Below are 25932 nucleotides of genomic sequence, written 5' to 3'. Positions count from 1 at the left end.
GCGCGAGGCGCGAGGCGCGAGGCGCGAGGCGCGAGGCGCGAGGCGCGAGGCGCGAGGCGCGAGGCGCGAGGCGCGAGGCGCGAGGCGCGAGGCGCTGCCCACCCTCAACTATACGCGGCGCGGTTTCCGGATCAAGGACGGCCGCCTGCACCTGGCGGGCGGCATCGTGGTGACGGTGGTGTGGTCCCGCGACCTGCCCGCCGGACCGTCGAGTGTGCGCGTGTACCGCGACAGCCTCGGCGGTTGGTACGCCAGCTTCGTCGTGGCCGCCACCACCGAGGTCCTGCCCGTCACCGGCAGGGTGATCGGGATCGACTGGGGCGTGAAGGAGACCGCGACGACCACCAGCGACGCCCACGACCTTCCCCACCCGCAGCACGGGAAGAACGCTGCCCAGCGCCTGGCCCGCTATCAGCGGCAGACGGCCAAGCTGCACAAGAAGGTCGCCCGCCGGCGTCAGGACACGGGCCGTAAGTGGGCCAAGGCGGTGGTCCGCGACCATGGCCGGCTCGCGGTCGAGGACTTCCGCCCGAAGTTCCTCGCCAAGTCGACCATGGCCCGCAAGGCCGCCGACGCCGCGATCGGCACGACGAAGCAGGCACTGATCCACATGGCCCGCAAGCACGGCCGTGAACTCCACCTTGTCCACCCCGCGCACACCACCATGGACTGCGCGCAGTGCGGAGCGAGAACCAAGCACGCGCTTCCCCTCTCAGAACGAACGTATACGTGCACCGCGTGCGGAGCCGTGTCCCCCAGGGACAAGAACTCCACCCACGTGATGCTCGTCCGGGCTGGTCTCCACCCGGCTGGCGCTGATCGTGCAAGACCTGACGGACCACAGGTCCCCAGGCAACGTGAGCCAGGAATCCCCCTGCTTCAGCTGGGGGAGGATCCAAATGGCGAAACCGTTCGCATGACCCGGCGGCTTCTCCCCTAGGCTTGCCCCCGTGACCCCCGCCGACCTCTCCCGCACCGTCGTGCGCGCCGTGCGCCGCGCCGTCGAGGACGGGGAACTGCCCGCCGGGGCCGTCGTGCCCGAGCGGGTCGTGGTCGAGCGGACCCGGCCCGGCGGGGTGGGGGAGTACGCGTCCCCCGTCGCCTTCCAGCTCGCCAGGACGGCCGGGCGGGCGCCCCGGGACGTGGCGCGGGTGCTCGCGGGCCGGCTCGGTGAGGTGCCCGGCATCGCGCGCGTCGAGATCACCGGAGCGGGTTTCCTCAACTTCGTCCTGGCCGGGTGCTCCGCCGCGGAACTCGTGCGTGAGGTACGGGCGCGCGGCCCCCGCTACGGCTTCGCTGCCGGGGAGGGAGCGGAAGCAGGGGAGGGAGGGGAAGCCGGTGAGGCCGGTGAGGGCAGGGAAACCGACGAAGGCCCCGCCCCCGCACCCGCGCACCCCGCCCCCGCACCCCCCGCGACCGCTCCCGGTCTCCGGGAACGCGTCGTGCGGGAGGCCGTCCAGCGGCTGCTGCGCAGCCAGGGTCGCGCCACCCGGACCCCGGCCCCGGAGACCGGCACCGCGCCCGTCGCGCGGCGGGACGGGGACGTCGTCGCGCGGTACGGGTGGGACGCCGTCGTGTGGGCCGTGCTCAGTGTCCCCGGGCGGGAGACGCCCGAGTTCCGGCCCGCGCTGCTCGTCCAGGACGAGTCCAGCGACCTCTTCCGGGTGCGGTACGCCCTTACCCGCGCCCGCGCGCTCACCCGCAACGCCGCGCGCCTCGGCTTCCACGGCGAGCCCGGGGACCCGGCGGGCGGCGTTGCCGAACCGCTGCTGCGCGCCCTCGCCGACCACCCCCTGGTCCTCGAAGCCGCCGCGCACCACCGCGCGCCGGAGCGGCTCGCCCGGCACCTCGTCGCCCTGGCCGACGCGCTCCTGGACTTCCAGTACCACGTGCTGCCCCAGGGGGACGGGAAACCCTCGGCCGCCCACCGCGCCCGGCTGGCCCTCGCCGAAGCCGCCGGGACGGTGCTGGCCGGCGGCCTGACCCTCCTCGGCATGGACGCACCCGAACGCCTGTGACCCGCGAAGAGAGATACCGATGAGCCGTTCCGCGCACCCCGCCGGGCCCCGTCACGCCGATGTCATGCCCGAGGGGCACTACGCCCCGCCCGCGGCCGACCTGAACCTCCTCGACGAGAAGGTCTGGGCCCGGACCGTCCGGCGCGGTGACGACGGTGTCGTCACCGTCGGCGGCATCGACGTGACCGCGCTCGCCGAGGAGTTCGGCACCCCCGCCTACTTCCTCGACGAGGAGGACTTCCGGCAGCGCTGCCGCGCCTGGGCGCACGCCTTCGGCAAGGACGCCGACGTCTTCTACGCGGGCAAGGCGTTCCTCTCCAAGGCCGTCGTGAAGTGGCTCAAGGAGGAGGGGCTCAACCTCGACGTCTGCTCCGGCGGGGAGCTGGCCACCGCGCTGGCCGCCGGGATGCCCGCCGGGCGGATCGCCTTCCACGGCAACAACAAGTCCACCGAGGAGATCCGGCGGGCGGTCGGGGCCGGGGTCGGACGGATCGTCCTCGACTCCTTCCAGGAGATCGCCCGCGTCGCCCACATCGCCCGTGAGCTGGGCGTGCGCCAGCCCGTGCAGATCCGCGTCACGGTCGGCGTCGAGGCGCACACGCACGAGTTCATCGCCACCGCCCACGAGGACCAGAAGTTCGGGATCGCGGTCGCCGACGGCTCCGCCGCCGAGGCGGTGCGGCGCGCGCTCGGCCACGACAGCCTGGAACTGCTCGGCCTCCACTCGCACATCGGTTCGCAGATCTTCGACATGGCCGGTTTCGAGGTCTCCGCCAAGCGCGTCGTCCAGCTCCTGGCCGCCGTCCGCGACGAGCACGGCGTCGAGCTGCCCGAGATCGACCTCGGCGGCGGCCTCGGCATCGCCTACACCTCCGCCGACGACCCGCGCGAGCCCCAGGAGATCGCCAAGGCGCTGCACGAGATCGTGGCGCGGGAGTGCGAGGGCGCCGGGCTGCGCGCGCCGCGGATCTCCGTCGAGCCGGGCCGCGCCATCGTCGGCCCGACCGCCTTCACCCTGTACGAGGTCGGCACCGTCAAGCCGCTCGAAGGACTCCGTACGTACGTCAGCGTCGACGGCGGCATGTCGGACAACATCCGCACCGCCCTCTACGACGCCGAGTACGCGGTGACCCTGGTCTCCCGCGTCTCCGACGCCGAGCCCATGCTGGTCCGCGTCGTCGGCAAGCACTGCGAGAGCGGCGACATCGTCGTGAAGGACGCCTTCCTCCCCGCCGACCTCGCCCCCGGCGACCTCGTCGCGGTCCCGGCGACCGGCGCGTACTGCCGTTCGATGGCCAGCAACTACAACCACGCGCTCCGTCCGCCCGTCGTCGCCGTGCGCGACGGGCAGGCGCGCGTGATCGTCCGGCGCGAGACGGAGGAAGATCTCCTGCGCCTGGACCTCGGATGATGAAATAGATGTCTCACTCAATGGACCGAGGGTGGAAACTGTTGTCCATTGAGTGAGACTGGTTCACACCCGGCCCGCACACCGCGGACCGGGCACGGATGGAAGACCGAAAGGCGTAGGTCGAATGATGCGTACGCGTCCGCTGAAGGTGGCGCTGCTGGGCTGTGGAGTGGTCGGCTCAGAGGTGGCGCGCATCATGACGACGCACGCCGACGACCTGACGGCCAGGATCGGCGCGCCCGTCGAGCTGGCGGGCGTGGCCGTGCGCCGTCCCTCCAAGGTCCGTGAGGGCATCGACCCCGCGCTGATCACCACCGATGCGACCGCCCTCCTCAAACGCGGCGACATCGACATCGCCATCGAGGTCATCGGCGGCATCGAGCCCGCCCGCACCCTGATCACCACCGCCTTCGAGCAGGGCATCTCCGTCGTCTCGGCCAACAAGGCGCTGCTCGCCCAGGACGGCGCCGCCCTGCACGCCGCGGCCGAGACCCACGGGCGGGACCTGTACTACGAGGCCGCCGTCGCCGGGGCCATCCCGCTGGTCCGCCCGATGCGCGAGTCCCTCGCGGGCGACAAGATCAACCGGGTGATGGGCATCGTCAACGGCACGACGAACTTCATCCTCGACAAGATGGACTCCACCGGCGCGGGCTACCAGGAGGCGCTGGACGAGGCCACCGCCCTCGGGTACGCCGAGGCCGACCCGACCGCCGACGTCGAGGGCTACGACGCCGCCGCCAAGGCCGCGATCCTGGCCGGCATCGCCTTCCACACCCGGGTCCGCCTCGACGACGTCTACCGCGAGGGCATGACCGAGGTCAGCGCCGCCGACTTCGCCTCCGCCAAGCGGATGGGCTGCACCGTCAAGCTCCTCGCGATCCTGGAGCGCGCCGCCGACGGCCGGTCCGTCACCGCCCGCGTGCACCCGGCGATGATCCCGCTCAGCCACCCGCTCGCCTCCGTCCGCGAGGCGTACAACGCCGTCTTCGTCGAGGCGGAGGCCGCCGGGCGGCTCATGTTCTACGGGCCCGGCGCGGGCGGTGCGCCCACCGCCTCGGCGGTCCTGGGCGACCTCGTCGCGGTCTGCCGCAACAAGCTCGCCGAGGCAACGGGGCCCGGCGAGTCGGCCTACACCCAGCTGCCGGTCAGCCCGATGGGGGACGTCGTCACCCGCTATCACATCAGCCTCGATGTGGCCGACAAGCCGGGCGTGCTCGCCCAGGTGGCGACGGTCTTCGCGGAGCACGGCGTGTCGATCGACACCGTAAGGCAGCAAGGCCGTCCGGACGGGGTCGGCCACGAAGCCTCCCTCGTCGTCGTCACCCACCGCGCGCCCGACTCCGCCCTCTCCGGGACCGTCGAGGCGCTGCGGAAGCTGGACACCGTGCGCGGTGTCGCCAGCATCATGCGTGTTGAAGGGGAGTAAAGGACCCATGAGCAGCAATCGCACCCACCAGTGGCGCGGTCTCATCGAGGAGTACCGGGACCGGCTGCCGGTGACGGACGCCACGCCGGTGGTCACGCTCCGCGAGGGCGGCACTCCCCTCGTTCCCGCACAGGTGCTCTCCGAGCGCACCGGCTGCGAGGTGCACCTGAAGGTCGAGGGGGCGAACCCCACCGGGTCCTTCAAGGACCGCGGCATGACCATGGCGATCAGCAAGGCCAAGGAGGAGGGCGCCAAGGCCGTCATCTGCGCCTCCACCGGCAACACCTCGGCCTCCGCCGCCGCCTACGCGGTGCGCGCCGGGATGGTCTGCGCCGTGCTCGTGCCCCGCGGCAAGATCGCGCTCGGCAAGATGGGCCAGGCGCTGGTGCACGGCGCCAAGATCCTCCAGGTGGACGGCAACTTCGACGACTGTCTCGACCTGGCCCGCGCGCTCTCCGACAACTACCCGGTGGCGCTGGTCAATTCCGTCAACCCGGCCCGGATCGAGGGCCAGAAGACGGCCGCGTTCGAGATCGTCGACGCGCTCGGCGACGCCCCGGACCTCCATGTGCTGCCCGTCGGCAACGCCGGCAACATCACCGCGTACTGGAAAGGCTTCACGGAGTACAAGGCCGACGGCCTGGCCTCCCGTACGCCCCGCGTATGGGGTTTCCAGGCGTCCGGGTCCGCGCCCATCGTGCGCGGCGAGGTCGTCAAGGAGCCGCACACCATCGCCACCGCGATCCGGATCGGCAACCCCGCCTCCTGGGAGCAGGCCCTGGCCGCGCGGGACGAGTCGGGCGGCTTCATCGACGAGGTGACGGACCGTCAGATCCTCGCCGCCTACCGCCTGTTGGCCGCGCAGGAGGGCGTCTTCGTCGAGCCCGCCTCCGCCGCGTCCGTGGCCGGACTGCTCAAGGCCGCCGAGCTGGGTCTGGTCGACCCGGGCCAGAAGATCGTCTGCACCGTCACGGGCAACGGCCTCAAGGACCCCGACTGGGCCGTCGCCGGAGCCCCGCAGCCGATCACCATTCCGGTCGACGCCGAGGCCGCCGCCGTCCGCCTCGGCCTGCTCTGACCCCACCGGCCGGGCCCCGGCGGTCCGGTCCGGCCCCGAGTTGCCGGATTCCTGAATTTTCCGGAATCCGGCAACTCGGGTCGTACGACACCAAAACTCAACGGAATTCCGCCGAAGTCCGCGACACGCGCCGTGCGCCTCCTGTGCGCCCTATGTCGCGACGGAACCATCCTTGGATAGGCTGTACTTACACCCACCACCGCGCACATGGCCGCGGTGCTGCCCCGGGGGCCTTCGGGTGTCGTACGTTCTCCAGTACATTCGCAGCGAGCCAGCGAAGATCTCGCACAGTCACAAGGAGTGTCATCGGACGATGGCCGGTCCAGCGTTCCGCGCCGCCGCCGTACGGGTGCGCGTCCCCGCCAGCAGTGCCAACCTCGGGCCGGGCTTCGACACCCTCGGTCTCGCCCTGGGGCTCTACGACGACGTCGTCGTCCGGGTCGCCGACTCCGGCCTGGCCATCGACATCGCCGGTGAGGGCGCCGACACCCTCCCGCGGGACGAGAGCCACCTGCTCGTACGGTCGATGCGCACCGCCTTCGACCTGCTGGGCGGCCAGCCGCGCGGCCTGGAGGTCGTCTGCGCCAACCGCATCCCGCACGGCCGCGGCCTCGGCTCCTCCTCCGCCGCCATCTGCGCCGGCATCGTCGCCGCCCGCGCCGTCACCATAGGCGGCGAGGCCCGGCTCGACGACGCGGCGCTGCTGGAACTCGCCACCGAGATCGAGGGACACCCCGACAACGTCGCCGCCTGCCTGCTCGGCGGCTTCACCCTGGCCTGGACGGACGGGGGCAGCGCGCGGGCGATCCGGATGGAGCCCGCCGGCTCCGTCGTCCCGGTGGTCTTCGTCCCCTCCCGGCCGGTCCTCACGGAGACCGCGCGCGGCCTGCTGCCGCGCACCGTCCCGCACGTGGACGCGGCCGTCAACGCGGGTCGCGCGGCCCTCCTCGTGGAGGCCCTGACCCGGCGCCCCGAGCTGCTGCTGGCGGCCACCGAGGACCGGCTCCACCAGGAGTACCGGTCCCCGGCGATGCCCGAGAGCGTGGCGCTCGTGGCCCGACTGCGGGCGGACGGCATCCCCGCGGTCATCTCCGGCGCGGGCCCCACGGTCCTCGCGCTGGTCGACAACGGCGCGGCCGACAAGGTCGCGCGGCTCGCGGGCGAGGGATGGGCGGCCGACCGGCTCGCCCTCGACGCCGCGGGCGCCAGTGTCCTTCCGCTGGGCACCCAGGGGACCCAGACCTAGAGAAGCGCAGGTCAGGGGCGGGCGGCCGAGCAGGCCGCCCGCGCGGAAGGGTACGACAGCCGGTGAGGGAGAGGGGGAATGTCTGTTGCATCCGGTAGTGTTAGTCTCAAGTGCGCATCCGAAGCCGCCATGGCTCGGTGCTCAGTGTCCCCATCCGGGACCACCTTTCTTCCGGGAGCCTCCCCGACTGCTTTGATCATCGCCAGCAGTTTCAGGCACGCTCCGGAGTCGGCGTGACATTCCCACGCTTCCAGCTCGGGGCATCTCGCCGGAACCACCCACGCACGTTTCTCTCCGCCGCATCTCTGCCGGCGGACCACCGCCCCGGCCGCGGTCCATGACCCATCAAGTCACGGACTGCTGTCGGACAGCACAACCGGTCGCCGAGCCAGACAGGCCGACGTCCGCTCCAGGGAAGGACCCTTCGTGAGCGACACCACCGATCTGATGGGCGCTGCCGACACCAATGTCGACACCAGTGCCCCCGCCGCGGGCGCCGCGACCAAGCGGCGCCGCACCGGCACCGGCCTTGAGGGCATGGTCCTGGCCGAGCTCCAGCAGGTCGCGTCGGGCCTCGGCATCAGGGGCACCGCGCGGATGCGCAAGAGCCAGCTGATCGAGGTCATCAAGGAGGCGCAGGCGGGAAGCGGCGCCCCCAAGGCCGCACCCGCGGCGTCCGCCGCGGCCGACACCGCCGAGGCCAAGCCGAAGCGCCGCGCCACCAGCAAGACCCGCACGGGCGAGAGCGCCGCCGAGGCCCCCGCCGAGAAGCCCGCCGCGCAGGCGCAGATCGACATCCCGGGCCAGCCGGCCAGCGAGGACGCCCCGGTCGGCGAGCGCCGCCGCCGTCGCGCCACCGCCCCCTCCGGCAGCCCGGAGAGCTCGGCTCCCGCCGCCGCCGTACAGGTCGAGCAGCGGACCGAGACCGTCAAGGCCGAGGCCGTCGCCGCCCAGCCCGAGGCCGCGCAGGGCCAGGACGGCGAGGGCCGTGGCCGCCGCGAGCGCCGCGACCGCGGTGAGCGCGCCGACCGTCAGCAGGGCCGCCGCGACCGCGGCGCCAAGCCCGACGAGCAGGGCGGCCAGGCCGCCGGCGGTCAGGTCCAGAACCAGGGCCAGCAGGGCGGCCGTCAGGACCGCGCCGACCGTCAGGACCGCGGCGACCGCCAGGACCGTCAGCAGCAGGGCGGCCGGGGCCAGGGCCAGAACCAGGGCCAGCAGGGCGGCCGTCAGGACCGTGTCGAGCGGCAGGACCGTCAGGACAACGGCCCGCAGGACGACTTCGAGGGCGAGGACGGCCGTCGCGGCCGTCGCGGCCGCTACCGCGACCGCCGTGGCCGCCGTGGCCGCGACGAGTTCGCCCCGAGCGAGCCGCAGGTCGCCGACGACGACGTGCTGATCCCCGTCGCGGGCATCCTCGACATCCTCGACAACTACGCGTTCATCCGGACCTCGGGCTACCTGCCCGGCCCCAACGACGTGTACGTCTCCCTCGCCCAGGTCCGCAAGGCGGGCCTGCGCAAGGGCGACCACACCACCGGTGCCGTGCGTCAGCCCAAGGACGGCGAGCGCCGCGAGAAGTTCAACGCCCTGGTGCGGCTGGACTCCGTCAACGGCATGGCGCCCGAATCCGGCCGCGGCCGGCCGGAGTTCCAGAAGCTGACCCCGCTCTACCCGCAGGACCGGCTCCGCCTGGAGACCGACCCGGGCGTGCTGACCACCCGCATCATCGACCTCGTGTCGCCGATCGGCAAGGGCCAGCGAGGCCTGATCGTGGCCCCGCCGAAGACCGGCAAGACCATGATCATGCAGGCGATCGCCAACGCGATCACCACCAACAACCCCGAGTGCCACCTGATGGTCGTCCTGGTCGACGAGCGTCCGGAAGAGGTCACCGACATGCAGCGGTCGGTCAAGGGCGAGGTCATCTCCTCGACCTTCGACCGCCCGGCCGAGGACCACACCACCGTCGCCGAGCTGGCCATCGAGCGCGCCAAGCGTCTCGTCGAGCTGGGCCACGACGTGGTCGTCCTGCTGGACTCCATCACCCGCCTGGGCCGCGCGTACAACCTCGCGGCGCCCGCCTCCGGCCGCATCCTGTCCGGTGGTGTCGACTCGACCGCGCTCTACCCGCCGAAGCGCTTCTTCGGTGCCGCGCGCAACATCGAGGACGGCGGCTCGCTGACCATCCTGGCCACCGCGCTCGTCGACACCGGCTCGCGCATGGACGAGGTGATCTTCGAGGAGTTCAAGGGCACCGGCAACATGGAGCTCAAGCTCGACCGCAAGCTCGCCGACAAGCGCATCTTCCCGGCGGTCGACGTCGACCCCTCGGGCACCCGCAAGGAGGAGATCCTCCTCAACGCGGACGAGCTGGCCATCGTCTGGAAGCTGCGCCGGGTGCTGCACGCGCTCGACTCGCAGCAGGCGATCGAGCTGCTGCTCGACAAGATGAGGCAGACGAAGTCGAACGCCGAGTTCCTGATGCAGATCGCGAAGACGACCCCGGGCGGGAAGAACGACGACTGAGGTCCGCGACACAGCACGGAGCCGCCCCCACCGCAGCCGCGGCGGGGGCGGCTCCATGCTGTGTCGGCCGCGGTGGAACCCGGACGCCCGTCCGGTCGTCTGTGTCAGGGGGACGGCGCGGGGAATCCGGGGCCGGCGGGGAAGCCAGGACTGAGGAGAGCATGAGCCAGGACAGCACGGGCCGTGGCCGGCGGGCCGGACACAGCAGCCGGCGCAGGCCCGCGAAGCGCCGCGGCGCCCTCGCGGTGGTCGCGTGGAGCGCCGCCGGGGTGATCCTGCTGGGCGGGGCGGGCCTCGGCTACTTCTACGTCAAGTTCAACGGCAACCTGAAGACCGTCGACATCGACCAGGTCCTCGGCGCCGACCGCCCGCAGAACGTGAACAACGGGTCGATGGACATCCTCGTCCTCGGTTCCGACTCCCGCGGCGGCGCCAACGCCGAGTACGGCCACGATGACGGCGCGGGCGCCCGCGCCGACACCGCGATGATCATCCACCTGTACGAGGGCCACCAGACGGCCAGCGTCATATCCATACCGCGAGACACCCTGGTCACCCGCCCCGCCTGCGCCGTGGGCAAGGGCGGGACCGACCCCGGCGGCCCGCGCAGGATGTTCAACGAGTCGTACACCATCGGCGGGGCCGCCTGCGCGGTCAAGACCGTCGAGACGATGTCCGGCATCCGCATGGACCACTACATGGAGGTCGACTTCACGGGCTTCAAGAAGATCGTCGACAACCTCGGCGGCGTCGAGGTCACCACCACCAAGCCCATCAAGGACCCGGGCAGCCACCTCGACCTCCAGGCCGGCACCCACCGGCTCGACGGCGAACAGGCCCTCGGCCTCGTCCGGACCCGCAAGAGCATCGGCGACGGCGGGGACCTGGGCCGGATACAGCTCCAGCAGGCGTTCATGAAGGCCCTGATCAAGCAGGTCAAGGGCATCGGGGTCTTCGACAACCCCAAGCGCCTGCTCGACCTCGCCGACACCGCCACCAAGTCGATCACCACCGACAAGGCGCTCGGCGACGTGAAGTCCCTCACGGGCTTCGCCCAGGGCCTCCAGGGCATCGACCCGCACGACCTTCAGATGATCACCCTGCCGGTGGTCCCGGACACCCGCGACATCAACCGGGTGGTCCCGCTCACCAAGGAGTCCGTCCTGGTCTGGGACGCCCTGCGCGCCGACCGGCCGATCCCCGCCGAGGCCACCGCGAACTCCGCGGGCGACAAGAGCGCGGCCGGCGCGATCGTCCGGTAGCGGTAGCGGTAGCGGTAGCGGTAGCGGCACCCCGGTACTCCGCACCTCCGCGGCCCGGTGGGGCGGGCCCCGGGCGCCCCGCGGCCGGGGAGGGCCCCACCGTGGCCGGAATAGATGCCGGCCCCTCCCCGTTGAGGGAGGCGTCCTCAGAATTTTGACAGGCAGCCCGGTCCTGGCAGACTGGTCTGTCGGCCCCGGTTCACGCAGCGCGCAATTCGGCTCCTGCGACCCGGCGCCCTCCCGAATCTAGGAGACACCTTGAAGCGCGATGTTCACCCCGAGTACGTCGATACCCAGGTCAGCTGCACCTGTGGCGCGTCGTTCACCACCCGTTCCACCCTGACCGCGGGCTCCATCCGCGCCGAGGTGTGCTCCGAGTGCCACCCGTTCTACACGGGCAAGCAGAAGATCCTCGACACCGGCGGCCGCGTGGCCCGCTTCGAGGCCCGCTTCGGCAAGGGTGCGGCCCAGAAGTAGCGCGACCCAGGCGCCGGTCCCCGGCCGCCCCCTGTCCACGCGGGGGCGGCCGGACCGGCGCCTTTGTCGTCGTTCAGCCACGTCACCCCCCTTTCTTACTTTCACCACAGGAGCACCCGATGTTCGAGGCGGTCGAGGAACTGGTCGGCGAGCACGCCGATCTTGAGAAGAAGCTCGCCGACCCTTCGGTCCACTCCGATCAGGCCAACGCGCGCAAGCTGAACAAGCGCTACGCGGAGCTGACCCCGATCATCACGACCTTCCGTGCGTGGAAGCAGTCGGCCGAGGACATCGAGACGGCCAAGGAGTTCGCGGCCGACGACCCCGACTTCGTGGCAGAGGTCAAGGAGCTGACCGCGCAGCGCGAGGAGCTCACCGAGAAGCTCCGGCTGCTGCTGGTCCCGCGCGACCCCAGCGACGACAAGGACGTCCTCCTGGAGGTCAAGGCGGGCGCGGGCGGCGACGAGTCGGCCCTCTTCGCGGGCGACCTGCTGCGCATGTACCTGCGCTACGCCGAGCGCGTGGGCTGGAAGACCGAGATCATCGACGCCACCGAGTCCGAACTCGGCGGCTACAAGGACGTCCAGGTCTCCGTCCGCACCAAGGGCGGCAACGGCGCCACCGAGCCCGGCCAGGGCGTGTGGGCCCGGCTGAAGTACGAGGGCGGCGTCCACCGCGTCCAGCGCGTTCCGGCCACCGAGTCCCAGGGCCGCATCCACACCTCCGCCGCCGGCGTGCTCGTCACCCCGGAGGCCGAGGAGGTCGAGGTCGAGGTCAACATGAGCGACCTCCGCATCGACGTCTACCGCTCCTCGGGCCCCGGCGGCCAGTCCGTCAACACCACCGACTCGGCCGTGCGCATCACCCACCTGCCGACCGGTGTGGTCGCCTCCTGCCAGAACGAGAAGAGCCAGCTCCAGAACAAGGAGCAGGCCATGCGCATCCTGCGCTCGCGCCTGCTGGCCGCCGCCCAGGAGGCCGCCGAGCAGGAGGCGTCCGACGTGCGCCGCAGCCAGGTGCGCTCCGTGGACCGGTCCGAGAAGATCCGCACCTACAACTACCCGGAAAACCGGATCTCGGACCACCGGACCGGTTTCAAGGCGTACAACTTGGACCAGGTGCTCGACGGTGACCTCGACCCGGTCATCCAGGCTTGCGTGGACACCGACTCCGCCGCCAAGCTCGCAGCCGCACACTGATTCCCGCCCGATCCCGTACCACCCCCGTACGACAGCAGCCCCGGAGGACCAGCGTGAACTTGCTGCTTGCCGAGGTGGCCCAGGCCACCCAGCGGCTGGCCGCCGCCGGCGTGCCCTCACCGCGCTTCGACGCGGAGGAACTCGCGGCCTTCGTGCACGGCGTCAAGCGGGGGGAACTCCACCACGTCAAGGACGCGGACTTCGACGCCCGCTACTGGGAGGCGATCGCCCGCCGCGAGGCGCGTGAGCCCCTCCAGCACATCACCGGCCGCGCCTTCTTCCGGTACCTGGAGCTCCAGGTCGGGCCCGGGGTCTTCGTGCCCCGGCCCGAGACCGAGTCGGTCGTGGACTGGGCCATACAGGCGGTCCGGGCGATGGACGTGGTCGAGCCCCTGATCGTGGACCTGTGCACCGGCTCCGGCGCGATCGCGCTGGCCATGGCGCAGGAGGTGCCGCGCTCGCGCGTGCACGCCGTCGAGCTCTCCGAGGACGCCCTGCGGTGGACCCGCAAGAACGCGGAGGACTCCCGGGTCAGCGTCCACCAGGGCGACGCGCTCAGCGCCCTGCCGGAGCTGGACGGCCAGGTCGACCTGGTCATCTCCAACCCGCCGTACATCCCGCTCACCGAGTGGGAGTACGTCGCCCCCGAGGCCCGCGACCACGACCCGGAGATGGCCCTCTTCTCCGGCGAGGACGGCCTCGACACCATCCGCGGCATCGAACGCACCGCCCACCGGCTGCTGCGGCCCGGCGGCATCGTCGTCATCGAGCACGCCGACACCCAGGGCGGCCAGGTCCCGTGGATCTTCGCCGAGGAACGGGGCTGGGCCGACGCGGCCGACCACCCGGACCTCAACAACCGCCCGCGCTTCGCGACCGCCCGCAAGGCGCTGCCGTGACCGGCGCGACCGCTCCCGCCACCACCCCGCTGCACGAGGAGGCCCGCTGATGGCCCGGCGATACGACTGCAACGACGCGACGGACCGCGCGACGGGCCTGCGTGAAGCCGCATCCGCCGTGCGCCGCGGCGAGCTCGTCGTGCTGCCCACCGACACCCTGTACGGGATCGGCGCGGACGCCTTCAGCCCGGAGGCCGTCGGTGACCTGCTCACCGCCAAGGGCCGCGGGCGCGGCATGCCCACCCCCGTGCTCATCGGCTCCCCGAACACCCTGCACGGCCTGGTCACGGACTTCTCCGAGCAGGCGTGGGAACTCGTCGACGCCTTCTGGCCGGGCGCGCTGACCCTGGTCGCCCGGCACCAGCCGTCGCTGACCTGGGACCTGGGCGAGACCGGGGGCACCGTGGCCGTCCGGATGCCGCTGCACCCCGTCGCCATCGAGCTGCTGACCGAGGTCGGCCCGATGGCCGTCTCCTCGGCCAACCTGAGCGGCCACCCGGCGCCGGAGGACTGCGACGCGGCCCGCGAGATGCTGGGCGACTCCGTCTCGGTCTACCTGGACGGCGGGCCGACGCCCGGCATCCAGCCGTCGTCGATCGTCGACGTCACCGGGAAGGTTCCCGTACTGCTGCGCGCGGGCGCGCTCACCGCGGACCAGCTGCGGGAGGTCGTACCCGATCTTGAGGTCGCCCCATGAGCCCTGAGGGGCGTGGCATAGCGGGGGGACACCTCCCGGTGGCCGGGGGAGGCACCTTCCGCATACTCCACGTCAGCACCGGCAACGTGTGCCGCTCGCCCATCACCGAGCGGCTGACCCGCCACGCCCTCTCGCACCGCCTGGGCGGACCCGTCACCGGTGACCTCATCGTGGAGAGCGCGGGCACCTGGGGCCACGAAGGGGCCCCCATGGAGGCGAACGCCGCGGCGGTGCTCGCGGACTTCGGCGCCGACGCCTCCGGGTTCACCGGCCGCGAACTCCTCGACGAGCACGTCATCCGCGCCGACCTGGTGCTGACCGCCACCCGCGACCACCGGGCCCAGGTCATCTCCATGGGCCACTCGGCCGGGCTGCGCACCTTCACGCTGAAGGAGTTCACCCGGCTGGTGCGGGCCATAGACCCCGCCACGCTGCCGCCGCTGGACGAGGGCATGGCGGAGCGGGCGCGCGCGCTGGTCCGCGCCGCCGCCGCCCTGCGCGGCTGGCTGCTGGCCCCTTCGCCGGACGCGGACGAGGTGTACGACCCGTACGGGGCACCGATCACCTTCTTCCGCTCGATCGGCGACGAGATCAACCAGGCACTCGACCCGGTGGTCACCGCGCTGACGGGCGTCACCGAGTCCCGCTGAACCCTCGTGGAGCCCCCGCCGGTCCCCGTGGGAACGGTCGCGCAGGGCCCCGTCCGCGGCCGAGCGGCGCGAGCACGGCGGCGGGAATATGGTGGGGCTACCCGGTACACCCAGCACGGGAGTCGTGCCATGACCGTCACCACCGAGCAGCCCGTGGATCTGCTGCGACGGCAGGACGCGCAGATGGCGGACGTCCTGGCCGGAGAGGCACGGCGGCAGGCGTCCACCCTCCAGCTGATCGCCGCCGAGAACTTCACCTCCCCCGCGGTCCTCTGCGCCCTCGGCTCCGTCCTCGCCAACAAGTACGCCGAGGGCTACCCCGGCGCCCGCCACCACGGCGGCTGCGACTACGCCGACCAGGCCGAGCGGATCGCCGTGGAGCGGGCCAGGGCCCTCTTCGGCGCCGAGCACGCCAACGTGCAGCCGCACTCCGGCTCGGCGGCCGTGCTGGCCGCGTACGCCGCCCTGCTGCGGCCCGGGGACACCGTCCTGGCCATGGGCCTCCCGTACGGCGGACACCTCACGCACGGGTCGCCCGCCCACCTCTCCGGCCGCCTGTTCGACTTCGTCGGGTACGGGGTGGACCCGGCCACCGGGCTCGTCGACTACGAGCAGGTGCAGGCGCTGGCCCGGGAGCACCGGCCCCGCGCGATCGTCTGCGGCTCCATCTCCTACCCCCGCCACCTGGAGTACTCGGTCTTCCGGGAGATCGCCGACGAGGTGGGCGCCTTCCTGATCGTGGACGCCGCCCACCCCATCGGGCTGGTGGCCGGCGGGGCCGCGCCGAGCCCCGTCCCGTACGCCGACGTCGTCTGCGCGACCACGCACAAGGTGCTGCGCGGGCCCCGGGGCGGGCTGATCCTGTGCGGCGCCGAGTTCGCCGAGCGGATCGACCGGGCGGTGTTCCCGCTGACGCAGGGCGGCGCCCAGATGCACACCATCGCCGCCAAGGCGGTGGCCTTCGGGGAGGCCGCCGGGCCGGCGTTCACCACCTACGCCCACCGGGTCGTCGCCAACGCCCGGGTGCTGGCGCAGGCGCTCGCGGAGCACGGGTTCGCCGTCACCACCGGCGGGACCGACACGCACCTGATCACCGCCGACCCGGCGCCGCTGGGGACCGACGGCCCCGCCGCCCGGGCCCGGCTGGCCGCCGCCGGGATCGTGCTCGACACCTGCGCCCTGCCCTTCGGCGACCGGCGCGGCGTCCGGCTGGGAACGGCCGCCGTGACCACCCAGGGGATGGGGGAGGCGGAGATGGTCCGGATCGCCGCGCTGTTCACGGCCGCGCTGCGCGGGGACCCGGCGAAAACCCGTACGCGGGCCGGGGAACTGGCGCGGGGATTTCCCCCGTATGGTCCGTAAGCGGGACAAGCGGGGTCCGGTGCAACCGGGACAGGCCCCCCTCGCGTCCTCGGCACCGGGAGCATCGCGGCTAATGTGTGGGGCTGAGATGGCCGGCGATACATCTGGGGCAGCCCGTGCGTGAATATCTGCTGACGCTCTGCGTCACGGTCGCGGTGACCTACCTGCTGACCGGACCGGTGCGGAAGTTCGCGATCGCCGCAGGGGCGATGCCGGAGATCCGCGCCCGCGACGTCCACCGCGAGCCCACACCACGGCTCGGCGGCATCGCCATGTTCGGTGGACTGTGCGCGGGCCTGCTGGTCGCGGACCACCTGCCGAACCTCAACGGCGTCTTCGTCCTCTCGAACGAGCCACGGGCACTGCTCTCCGGCGCGGCCCTGATCTGGCTGGTCGGCGTGCTCGACGACAAGTTCGAGATCGACGCGCTGATCAAACTCGGCGCGCAGATGATCGCCGCCGGTGTGATGGTCATCCAGGGGCTGACCATCCTGTGGCTCCCGATCCCCGGCTTCGGCACCGTCTCGCTCACCCAGTGGCAGGGCAACCTGCTGACCGTCGCCCTCGTCGTGATCACCATCAACGCGGTGAACTTCGTGGACGGCCTCGACGGCCTCGCCGCCGGCATGGTCTGCATCGCCGCCACCGCGTTCTTCCTCTACGCCTACCGGATCTGGTTCGGCTACGGCATCGAGGAGGCGGCGCCCGCGACGCTCTTCGCCGCGATCCTGATCGGCATGTGCCTGGGCTTCCTGCCGCACAACATGCACCCGGCCCGGATCTTCATGGGCGACTCCGGCTCGATGCTGATCGGGCTGGTGCTCGCCGGTTCCGCGATCTCCATCACCGGGCAGGTCGACCCCGACTCGATGGCCCTGTTCGCGGGCGGCGAGCGCAACGCGACCCACGCGATGCTCCCGGTCTTCATCCCGCTGCTGCTGCCGCTGACGATCATCGCGATCCCCATGGCGGACCTGGTCCTGGCCATCGTCCGGCGCACCTGGAAGGGCCAGTCGCCGTTCGCGGCCGACCGCGGACACCTCCACCACCGACTGCTGGAACTCGGCCACTCGCACAGCCGTGCGGTGCTGATCATGTACTTCTGGTCGGGCCTGATCGCCTTCGGCGCACTGGCGTACTCGGTCCACTCCGCCTCGATGTGGATCGTGCTCGGGGTCGCCGCGCTGAGCGCGGTGGGGCTGGTCCTGCTGCTCCTGCCGCGCTTCACCCCGCGCGCCCCGCACTGGGCCCAGGCGCTGGTCCCGCCGCGCTACCGGTACACGCGGCGGTCCGCGCGGGCCACCGTCCAGGAGCCGGTGCGGGAGGCCCAGGGCGCGGAACCGGGGGCGGAACCGGCCTTCGCCGAGCCGGTCACGGTGGGCGTCTCGGGCGTCAACGGGGCGACCGCCGTAGGCCCCCGTTCGCGCTTCCCCGACCGGCGGAAGGCCGGATCGGCCCGCTGACGTGTGGCGCGCATGTCGGACATGAACGTCCCTTATCAGACAAGAGCGTTGCCTGTCGTGCACACAGGGGCATGGTCACCCTCATGTGTGACAGTCGGCACATCAAGCAGGTAAAGCTCTCATCAAATAGTTTGTGATACCGTTCACTAAACCCGGCGACAGAGCCGAAGGACCGTAGTGCGACGGCCCATCGGCCCGAGGTCTTCTCTCGGACCGGGCTTACGCTCGTCCTGTACGAGTCCAGCGCCCCCACCATCACGCGGAGCAACCCGCCATGCGGTCAGATGATGTCCGATCTCTCCTGCACGTCGTCGTGCCCACCGCTGCGGTCGGCGTGGTCATCGCCGTGGTCAGCGCCGTGCTGGCCGGCGGCAAGGGAGCGCTCGGTGCCGCTGTCGGCACGCTGATCGTGATCCTCTTCATGGGGATCGGTCTGGTCGTCCTGCAACGCACCGCCAAATCTCTGCCGCAGCTGTTCCAGGCCATGGGGCTGATGCTCTACACCACACAGCTGCTGCTGCTGCTCATCTTCGTCGGCGTGTTCAAGGACACGACGCTGTTCAACCCCAAGTCCTTCGCCGCTTCCCTGGTCGTGTCCACCCTGGTGTGGATCGCCGCCCAGGCTCGTGCACACATGAAGGCAAAGATCCTTTACGTCGAACCGGACTCGGCGCAGGGCGACAAGCCCGGCAAGTCGGGTCCGAAGCCGTGAAGGGTAGGGGCGGTATAAGGGCGCGTTCGAGATGCTGCTATCGTCCGGTGCCAACTGCGGCACTGCGGGCGCGGGCATCTGAGCTGACGCCTGCTCCATCGCGAGGCTCGATGCCTGATTGCCGCCCCACCATCCGTAACACCAGTCCAGTGCCGAACCGCGGCTGTCCGCCGCGCCGACACAACGAGGTTGCCGTACCTATGCGCCACGCTGAAGGAGCCCGCGGTGAGTGCTGACCAGACTCTGGCCTTTGACTGGAGCTGCCGCATCCTGTCTGACAACGGCTGTGGCTTTCCTGCTCCGGGGCTGAACTCCTTCCTTTTCCAGCCGATCGCGACGATCGGCGGGTTCGAGTTCAACAAGGTGATGCTGCTGGCCCTGATCACCTCCCTCGTCGTCGTCGCCTTCTTCTGGATCGCGTTCGGCAAGGCGAAGGTGGTTCCTGGAAAGCTCCAGATGGTCGGTGAGGCCGGATACGACTTCGTCCGCCGCGGCATCGTCTACGAGACGCTCGGCAAGCGTGAGGGCGAGAAGTACGTCCCCCTCATGGTCTCGCTGTTCTTCTTCATCTGGATCATGAACATCTGGGCCGTGATCCCGCTGGCGCAGTTCCCGGTGTCGTCGATCATCGCGTACCCGGTCGTCATGGCCCTGATCGTGTACGTCGTGTGGGTCGGGCTGACCTTCAAGAAGCACGGATTCGTCGGCTTCTTCAAGAACGTCACCGGCTACGACAAGTCGCTCGGCCCGGTGCTCCCGCTCGTCATGCTCATCGAGTTCTTCTCGAACCTGCTCGTGCGGCCCTTCACCCACGCGGTGCGACTCTTCGCGAACATGTTCGCGGGCCACCTGATGCTGGTCATGTTCACGATTGCCTCCTGGTACTTGCTGAACAGCGTGATGATCCCCGCTGCCGGCATCTCCTTCCTCATGACCATGGTCATGATCCTCTTCGAACTTTTCGTGCAGGCGGTTCAGGCGTACGTGTTCGTGCTCCTTGCCTGCTCCTACATCCAGGGCGCTCTCGCCGAGCACCACTGAGCCTTTCCCGCCCCGCAAACCACACAGTCGTCCGGTGGCCAACCCCCACCGGTCCGTGAAAGAGAAGGAAGATCCGGCATGTCTCAGACCCTTGCAGCCGTCAGTGGTTCCCTCGGCTCCATCGGCTACGGTCTCGCCGCCATCGGCCCCGGTGTCGGCATCGGCATCATCTTCGGTAACGGCACCCAGGCCCTCGCGCGTCAGCCCGAGGCAGCGGGCCTGATCCGCGCCAACCAGATCCTCGGCTTCGCCTTCTGTGAGGCGCTGGCCCTCATCGGCATCGTTATGCCGTTCGTGTTCGGTCAGTAATCACTTCTTACCTGACCATCGACGAAAGGCATTGATGTGATCGCCAATCTGGTTCTGGCGGCCGGGGAAGAGCAGAGTCCGCTCATTCCTCCCGGTCCCGAACTTCTTGTCGGTGCCATCGCCTTCGCCATCGTCTTCTTCTTCTTCGCGAAGAAGCTCCTCCCGAACATCAACAAGGTTCTGGACGAGCGTCGCGAGGCCATCGAAGGCGGTATCGAGAAGGCTGAGGCCGCTCAGACCGAGGCCCAGAGCGTGCTGGAGCAGTACAAGGCCCAGCTCGCCGAGGCCCGCCACGAGGCCGCCCGCCTGCGCCAGGAAGCACTGGAGCAGGGCACTGCGCTCAAGGAAGAACTGCGCGCAGAGGGCCAGCGGCAGCGGGAGGAGATCATCGCTGCCGGCCACACCCAGATCGCGGCCGACCGCAAGGCAGCCTCGCAGGCGCTCCGCCAGGACGTGGGCAAGCTCGCCACCGACCTGGCCGGGAAGCTCGTCGGCGAGTCCCTTGAGGACCACGCCCGGCAGAGCCGCACCATCGACCGCTTCCTCGGCGAGCTCGAGGAGAAGGCGTCGTCCGGGGTCGCCCGATGAACGGAGCGAGCCGCGAGGCGCTGGTTTCCGCGCGTGAGCGTCTCGACGCGCTGACGGACAACACGTCCGTCGACGCGGCGGAGCTCGCCGGTGAGCTTGCCGCTGTCACCGCGCTGCTCGACCGTGAGGTCTCGCTGCGTCGGGTCGTCACCGACCCGGCGCAGGCCGGCGAGGCCAAGGCCGAGCTGGTCCGCCGCGTGCTGGGCGGCCAGGTGGGCGGGGAGACCCTCGACCTGCTGTCCGGCATGGTCCGGTCCCGCTGGTCGCGCTCCCGTGACCTGGTGGACTCGCTGGAGGAGCTGGCGGACACCGCCGACCTCACGGCGGCCCAGCGTGGCGACGCGCTCGACGACGTCGAGGACGAGGTGTTCCGGTTCAGCCGGATCGTCTCCTCGAACACCGAGCTGCGTTCCGCGCTGACCGACCGGGCGGCCACGGCCTCCGCCAAGAGCGAGCTGCTGCGCAGCCTGCTCGGCGGCAGGACGAACCCGGTCACCGAGCGGCTGGTCGCGCGTCTCGTCACGCACCCGCGTGGACGTAGCCTGGAAGCGGGACTGGAGTCCCTCTCCACGCTCGCCGCCGAGCGCCGCAACCGCATGGTCGCCACCGTGACCAGCGCGGTTCCGCTCAGCGACGCGCAGAAGCAGCGTCTCGGCGCGGTGCTGGCCAAGCTGTACGGGCGCCAGATGCACCTCAACCTCGACGTGGACCCCGCGGTCCTCGGCGGGATCGTGGTGCGGGTCGGCGACGAGGTCATCGACGGCACCATCGCGGACCGCCTCTCCGAGGCGACCCGCCGCATGGCCGGCTGACCAGCAACCACACTAGAACAACGCATTCCTAGCGGCCCGGTTGGGCCGTGCAGAACTTGCAGAAGATTCCTGGGGGTCGCCCCCAGACCCCTAAGAAGCTTCAGGCCCAACAAGGAGAGCAGGGAACCCAGATGGCGGAGCTCACGATCCGGCCGGAGGAGATCCGGGACGCACTGGAGAACTTTGTCCAGTCGTACCAGCCGGACGCGGCCTCGCGCGAGGAGGTCGGAACGGTCAGCGTTGCCGGCGACGGCATCGCGAAGGTGGAGGGCCTGCCCTCCGCCATGGCGAACGAGCTGCTGAAGTTCGAGGACGGCACCCTCGGTCTCGCCCTCAACCTCGAGGAGCGCGAGATCGGTGCGATCGTCCTCGGCGAGTTCAGCGGTATCGAGGAGGGCCAGCCGGTGCGCCGCACCGGTGAGGTTCTCTCCGTAGGTGTCGGCGAGGGCTACCTCGGCCGCGTCGTCGACCCGCTCGGCAACCCGATCGACGGTCTCGGCGAGATCGCGACCGACGGCCGCCGCGCCCTCGAACTGCAGGCCCCGGGCGTCATGGTCCGTAAGTCGGTGCACGAGCCCATGCAGACCGGCTACAAGGCCGTCGACGCGATGGTGCCGATCGGCCGCGGCCAGCGTCAGCTGATCATCGGTGACCGTCAGACCGGCAAGACCGCTCTTGCCGTCGACACGATCATCAACCAGCGCGACAACTGGCGCTCGGGCGACGTGAACAAGCAGGTCCGCTGCATCTACGTCGCCATCGGCCAGAAGGGCTCGACCATCGCGTCCGTTCGCGGCGCGCTGGAAGAGGCCGGTGCCCTGGAGTACACGACCATCGTCGCCGCCCCGGCGTCCGACCCGGCCGGCTTCAAGTACCTGGCGCCGTACACCGGTTCCGCCATCGGCCAGCACTGGATGTACGCCGGCAAGCACGTCCTGATCATCTTCGACGACCTGTCGAAGCAGGCCGACGCCTACCGCGCCGTGTCGCTGCTGCTGCGCCGCCCGCCGGGCCGTGAGGCGTACCCGGGCGACGTCTTCTACCTGCACTCGCGTCTGCTGGAGCGCTGCGCCAAGCTCTCCGACGACATGGGTGCCGGTTCGATGACCGGTCTGCCGATCGTCGAGACCAAGGCGAACGACGTGTCGGCGTTCATCCCGACCAACGTCATCTCCATCACCGACGGCCAGTGCTTCCTGGAGTCCGACCTGTTCAACGCGGGCCAGCGCCCGGCGCTGAACGTCGGCATCTCGGTCTCCCGCGTCGGTGGCTCCGCCCAGCACAAGGCCATGAAGCAGGTTTCCGGCCGTCTGCGCGTGGACCTCGCCCAGTACCGCGAGCTGGAGGCGTTCGCCGCCTTCGGTTCCGACCTGGACGCCGCGTCGAAGAACTCGCTGGAGCGCGGCAAGCGCATGGTCGAGCTGCTGAAGCAGGGCCAGTACCAGCCGATGCCCGTCGAGGAGCAGGTCGTCTCCGTCTGGGCCGGTACCACCGGCAAGATGGACGACGTCCCGGTCAACGACATCCGTCGCTTCGAGTCGGAGCTGCTGGAGCACCTGCGCCGCGAGCGCAAGGACCTCCTCACCTCCATCGCCGAGGGCGGCAAGATGTCGGACGACACCCTGACGTCGATCGCCGACGCCATCGCCGCCTTCAAGCAGCAGTTCGAGACCTCGGACGGCAAGCTCCTGGGCGAGGACGCGCCGGCCGTCAACGTCTCCAAGTGACGACGGAAGGGACCTGACTCATGGGAGCGCAGCTCCGGGTCTACAAGCGTCGCATCCGTGCCGTCACGGCGACCAAGAAGATCACCAAGGCGATGGAGATGATCGCCGCCTCGCGCATCGTCAAGGCGCAGCGCAAGGTGGCGGCATCGATGCCGTACGCGACCGAGCTCACCCGTGCGGTGACCGCGGTGGCGACCGGCTCGAACACCAAGCACGCCCTGACCACCGAGGTCGAGGCGCCGGTCCGCGCCGCGGTCCTGCTCGTCACGAGCGACCGCGGTCTGGCCGGCGGCTACTCCTCCAACGCCATCAAGCAGGCGGAGCGGCTCTCCGCTCGGCTGCGCGCCGAGGGCAAGGAGGTCGACGCCTACATCGTCGGCCGTAAGGGTGTCGCCTACTACGGCTTCCGCGAGCGCAAGGTCGCGGAGTCGTGGACGGGCTTCACCGACAGCCCGGCCTACGGGGACGCCAAGCGCGTCGCCGCGCCGCTGATCGAGGCCATCCAGGCGGACACGGCCGAAGGCGGCGTCGACGAGCTGCACATCGTCTACACGGAATTCGTGTCGATGATGACGCAGAACCCGGTGGACGACCGGCTGCTGCCGCTCAGTCTTGAGAAGGCCGCGGAGGAGAGCAGCGCGAAGGGCGAGATCCTTCCGCTGTTCGACTTCGAGCCGTCGGCGGAGGACGTCCTCGACGCCCTGCTGCCGCGCTACGTCGAAAGCCGTATCTACAACGCACTGCTGCAGTCGGCCGCTTCCGAGCACGCCGCCCGCCGCCGTGCGATGAAGTCGGCGACCGACAACGCCGGGGATCTCATCAAGAGCCTTTCCCGGCTTGCCAACGCGGCCCGCCAGGCCGAAATCACCCAGGAAATCAGCGAGATCGTCGGTGGCGCGAGCGCCATGGCTGACGCGACCGCGGGGAGTGACAAGTAATGACGACCACTGTTGAGACGGCCGCCGCCACGGGCCGCGTCGCCCGGGTCATCGGCCCGGTCGTCGACGTGGAGTTCCCCGTCGACGCGATGCCCGAGATCTACAACGCCCTCAAGGTCCAGGTCGCAGACCCGGCCGAGAACGGCAAGCTCAAGACGCTGACCCTCGAAGTCGCCCAGCACCTGGGTGACGGCCTGGTCCGCACCATCTCGATGCAGCCGACAGACGGCCTGGTCCGCCAGGCCGCGGTGACCAACACGGGCGAGGGCATCACCGTCCCCGTCGGTGACATCACCAAGGGCAAGGTGTTCAACACCCTCGGCGAGATCCTGAACAAGCCCGAGGCCGAGGCCGAGGTCACCGAGCGCTGGGCGATCCACCGCAAGGCCCCCGCCTTCGACCAGCTCGAGTCGAAGACCGAGATGTTCGAGACCGGCGTCAAGGTCATCGACCTTCTCACCCCGTACGTCAAGGGTGGAAAGATCGGTCTGTTCGGTGGTGCCGGTGTCGGCAAGACCGTTCTGATCCAGGAAATGATCTACCGCGTCGCCAACAACCACGACGGTGTGTCGGTGTTCGCGGGTGTCGGTGAGCGTACCCGTGAGGGCAACGACCTCATCGAGGAGATGGCCGAGTCCGGCGTCATCGACAAGACGGCGCTCGTCTTCGGCCAGATGGACGAGCCCCCGGGCACCCGTCTGCGCGTCGCCCTCGCCGGTCTGACCATGGCGGAGTACTTCCGCGATGTGCAGAAGCAGGACGTGCTCTTCTTCATCGACAACATCTTCCGGTACACCCAGGCGGGTTCCGAGGTGTCGACCCTGCTCGGCCGCATGCCCTCCGCGGTGGGTTACCAGCCGAACCTGGCCGACGAGATGGGTCTCCTCCAGGAGCGCATCACCTCGACCCGTGGTCACTCGATCACCTCGATGCAGGCGATCTACGTCCCCGCGGACGACCTGACCGACCCGGCGCCGGCGACCACCTTCGCCCACCTCGACGCGACGACGGTTCTTTCCCGTCCGATCTCCGAGAAGGGCATCTACCCGGCCGTGGACCCGCTGGACTCCACGTCCCGCATCCTGGACCCCCGCTACATCGCGGCGGACCACTACTCCACGGCGATGCGTGTCAAGGGAATCCTTCAGAAGTACAAGGACCTCCAGGACATCATCGCGATCCTCGGTATCGACGAGCTGGGCGAGGAGGACAAGCTCGTTGTCCACCGTGCCCGTCGTGTCGAGCGCTTCCTGTCGCAGAACACCCACGTCGCCAAGCAGTTCACCGGCGTGGACGGTTCGGACGTTCCGCTCGACGAGTCGATCACCGCGTTCAACGCGATCTGCAACGGTGACTACGACCACTTCCCCGAGCAGGCGTTCTTCATGTGCGGTGGCATCGAGGACCTGAAGGCCAACGCCAAGGAGCTGGGCGTCTCCTGAAGCCGCGCTCCTCGTGAGCACAGCTGACTGACGGAGAGGGGCGGGTGTGTCCCGTCCCTCTCCCCACGCCCATTAGAATTTGACCCAACACCCGGCAGCTCTGCCGGGTGGTGACCCGAGGAGCCACCTTGGCTGCTGAGCTGCACGTCGAGCTGGTCGCGGCGGACCGCAATGTCTGGTCCGGCGAGGCCACCCTTGTTGTCGCCCGCACCACGTCCGGCGACATCGGCGTCATGCCCGGTCACCAGCCGCTTCTCGGTGTGCTGGAATCGGGCCCGGTGACCATCCGTACCGTCGGGGGCGACACTGTCGTCGCCGCGGTGCACGGCGGTTTCATCTCGTTCGCGGACAACAAGCTGTCCCTGCTGGCCGAGATCGCCGAACTCGCGGACGAGATCGACGTCCAGCGGGCGGAGCGGGCACTGGAGCGCGCGAAGTCGGTGACCGACGGCGCCGCCGAGCGTCGCGCCGATGTCCGTCTGCGTGCCGTGACGGGACAGTAGTCCTGCCGGAGTCTTTCCCGCCGGGGGGGGGGGGGGGGGGGGGGGGGCGGCCCCCCCCCCCCCCCCCCCCCCCGCGCCCCGGGGGGGGGGGGGGTTGTGGGGGGGGGGGGGGGGGGGGGGGGGGGGTGGCGGCCCCCGCGGGC

Annotated in this window: 24 protein-coding genes; all 24 read left to right on the top strand. The window is 70.6% G+C overall.

The window, feature by feature from the left end:
• Positions 1-940 (top strand): RNA-guided endonuclease InsQ/TnpB family protein (locus ACIA5F_RS02330; protein ID WP_399348218.1); only part of this gene is annotated, 940 nt, incomplete at its 5' end.
• 10 nt (positions 941-950) lie between these two features.
• Positions 951-2018 (top strand): ArgS-related anticodon-binding protein NrtL, encoded by a 1068-nt coding sequence (gene nrtL / locus ACIA5F_RS02325; protein ID WP_399348216.1) that lies wholly within the window; start codon positions 951-953, stop codon positions 2016-2018.
• Between the two features lie 19 nt (positions 2019-2037).
• Positions 2038-3429, top strand: a complete 1392-nt coding sequence (lysA, locus tag ACIA5F_RS02320; protein ID WP_399348214.1) for a diaminopimelate decarboxylase — start codon at positions 2038-2040, stop codon at positions 3427-3429.
• 124 nt (positions 3430-3553) lie between these two features.
• Complete coding sequence (locus ACIA5F_RS02315; protein WP_399348212.1) at positions 3554-4858, top strand: homoserine dehydrogenase; 1305 nt, start codon at positions 3554-3556, stop codon at positions 4856-4858.
• 7 nt (positions 4859-4865) lie between these two features.
• Positions 4866-5936, top strand: a complete 1071-nt coding sequence (gene thrC, locus ACIA5F_RS02310) for a threonine synthase (protein WP_399348210.1) — start codon at positions 4866-4868, stop codon at positions 5934-5936.
• Positions 5937-6249: 313 nt separating this feature from the next.
• Positions 6250-7182 (top strand): homoserine kinase, encoded by a 933-nt coding sequence (thrB, locus tag ACIA5F_RS02305; protein ID WP_399348208.1) that lies wholly within the window; start codon positions 6250-6252, stop codon positions 7180-7182.
• A gap of 426 nt (positions 7183-7608) precedes the next feature.
• The gene (gene rho, locus ACIA5F_RS02300) at positions 7609-9708 is read left to right on the top strand and encodes a transcription termination factor Rho (RefSeq protein ID WP_399348206.1); all 2100 of its coding nucleotides are present in this window, start codon (positions 7609-7611) and stop codon (positions 9706-9708) included.
• A gap of 161 nt (positions 9709-9869) precedes the next feature.
• Positions 9870-10970 carry an LCP family protein gene (locus ACIA5F_RS02295; protein WP_399348204.1) on the top strand — a complete coding sequence of 367 codons (1101 nt, stop codon included), beginning with the start codon at positions 9870-9872 and terminating at the stop codon, positions 10968-10970.
• A 258-nt stretch (positions 10971-11228) separates the two neighbouring features.
• On the top strand, positions 11229-11447 hold the full coding sequence (gene rpmE, locus ACIA5F_RS02290; protein ID WP_399348202.1) for a 50S ribosomal protein L31: 219 nt from the start codon (positions 11229-11231) through the stop codon (positions 11445-11447).
• A 119-nt stretch (positions 11448-11566) separates the two neighbouring features.
• Positions 11567-12646, top strand: coding sequence for a peptide chain release factor 1 (prfA, locus tag ACIA5F_RS02285; RefSeq protein ID WP_399348200.1), 1080 nt, complete (start codon positions 11567-11569; stop codon positions 12644-12646).
• A gap of 53 nt (positions 12647-12699) precedes the next feature.
• Positions 12700-13545, top strand: coding sequence for a peptide chain release factor N(5)-glutamine methyltransferase (gene prmC, locus ACIA5F_RS02280; protein WP_399348198.1), 846 nt, complete (start codon positions 12700-12702; stop codon positions 13543-13545).
• Between the two features lie 49 nt (positions 13546-13594).
• A complete protein-coding gene (locus ACIA5F_RS02275) occupies positions 13595-14242 on the top strand; it encodes an L-threonylcarbamoyladenylate synthase (RefSeq protein ID WP_399348197.1) in 648 nt (215 codons plus the stop codon).
• The gene (locus ACIA5F_RS02270; RefSeq protein ID WP_399348195.1) at positions 14239-14892 is read left to right on the top strand and encodes a protein-tyrosine-phosphatase; all 654 of its coding nucleotides are present in this window, start codon (positions 14239-14241) and stop codon (positions 14890-14892) included. The genes ACIA5F_RS02275 and ACIA5F_RS02270 overlap by 4 nt, the downstream gene beginning before the upstream one ends.
• A gap of 129 nt (positions 14893-15021) precedes the next feature.
• A complete protein-coding gene (glyA, locus tag ACIA5F_RS02265) occupies positions 15022-16254 on the top strand; it encodes a serine hydroxymethyltransferase (protein WP_399348193.1) in 1233 nt (410 codons plus the stop codon).
• Between the two features lie 104 nt (positions 16255-16358).
• Positions 16359-17717: an MraY family glycosyltransferase gene (locus tag ACIA5F_RS02260; protein ID WP_399348872.1), complete on the top strand. Its 1359-nt coding sequence runs from the start codon at positions 16359-16361 to the stop codon at positions 17715-17717.
• Positions 17718-17991: 274 nt separating this feature from the next.
• Complete coding sequence (locus ACIA5F_RS02255; protein ID WP_399348191.1) at positions 17992-18429, top strand: hypothetical protein; 438 nt, start codon at positions 17992-17994, stop codon at positions 18427-18429.
• Positions 18430-18699: 270 nt separating this feature from the next.
• Complete coding sequence (gene atpB / locus ACIA5F_RS02250; protein WP_399348870.1) at positions 18700-19470, top strand: F0F1 ATP synthase subunit A; 771 nt, start codon at positions 18700-18702, stop codon at positions 19468-19470.
• A 78-nt stretch (positions 19471-19548) separates the two neighbouring features.
• On the top strand, positions 19549-19779 hold the full coding sequence (gene atpE / locus ACIA5F_RS02245) for an ATP synthase F0 subunit C (protein WP_399348189.1): 231 nt from the start codon (positions 19549-19551) through the stop codon (positions 19777-19779).
• A gap of 36 nt (positions 19780-19815) precedes the next feature.
• Positions 19816-20367, top strand: coding sequence for a F0F1 ATP synthase subunit B (locus ACIA5F_RS02240; RefSeq protein WP_399348187.1), 552 nt, complete (start codon positions 19816-19818; stop codon positions 20365-20367).
• Positions 20364-21179, top strand: coding sequence for a F0F1 ATP synthase subunit delta (locus ACIA5F_RS02235; RefSeq protein WP_399348185.1), 816 nt, complete (start codon positions 20364-20366; stop codon positions 21177-21179). Before ACIA5F_RS02240 ends, ACIA5F_RS02235 begins: the two co-directional genes overlap by 4 nt.
• A gap of 131 nt (positions 21180-21310) precedes the next feature.
• Positions 21311-22906, top strand: coding sequence for a F0F1 ATP synthase subunit alpha (atpA, locus tag ACIA5F_RS02230; RefSeq protein ID WP_399348183.1), 1596 nt, complete (start codon positions 21311-21313; stop codon positions 22904-22906).
• 20 nt (positions 22907-22926) lie between these two features.
• Positions 22927-23844: a F0F1 ATP synthase subunit gamma gene (locus tag ACIA5F_RS02225; RefSeq protein WP_399348181.1), complete on the top strand. Its 918-nt coding sequence runs from the start codon at positions 22927-22929 to the stop codon at positions 23842-23844.
• On the top strand, positions 23844-25286 hold the full coding sequence (gene atpD, locus ACIA5F_RS02220) for a F0F1 ATP synthase subunit beta (protein WP_399348179.1): 1443 nt from the start codon (positions 23844-23846) through the stop codon (positions 25284-25286). Before ACIA5F_RS02225 ends, atpD begins: the two co-directional genes overlap by 1 nt.
• Positions 25287-25414: 128 nt before the next feature.
• A complete protein-coding gene (locus tag ACIA5F_RS02215) occupies positions 25415-25789 on the top strand; it encodes a F0F1 ATP synthase subunit epsilon (RefSeq protein ID WP_399348177.1) in 375 nt (124 codons plus the stop codon).
• Positions 25790-25932: the final 143 nt, after the last annotated feature.

Origin of the sequence: Streptomyces sp. NPDC051567, from assembly GCF_044454165.1 — a bacterium.
Classification (GTDB): Bacteria; Actinomycetota; Actinomycetes; order Streptomycetales; family Streptomycetaceae; genus Streptomyces.
The sequence above is the reverse complement of the archived record's forward strand: the minus strand, read 5'-3'. Positions and strand labels throughout refer to the sequence as shown.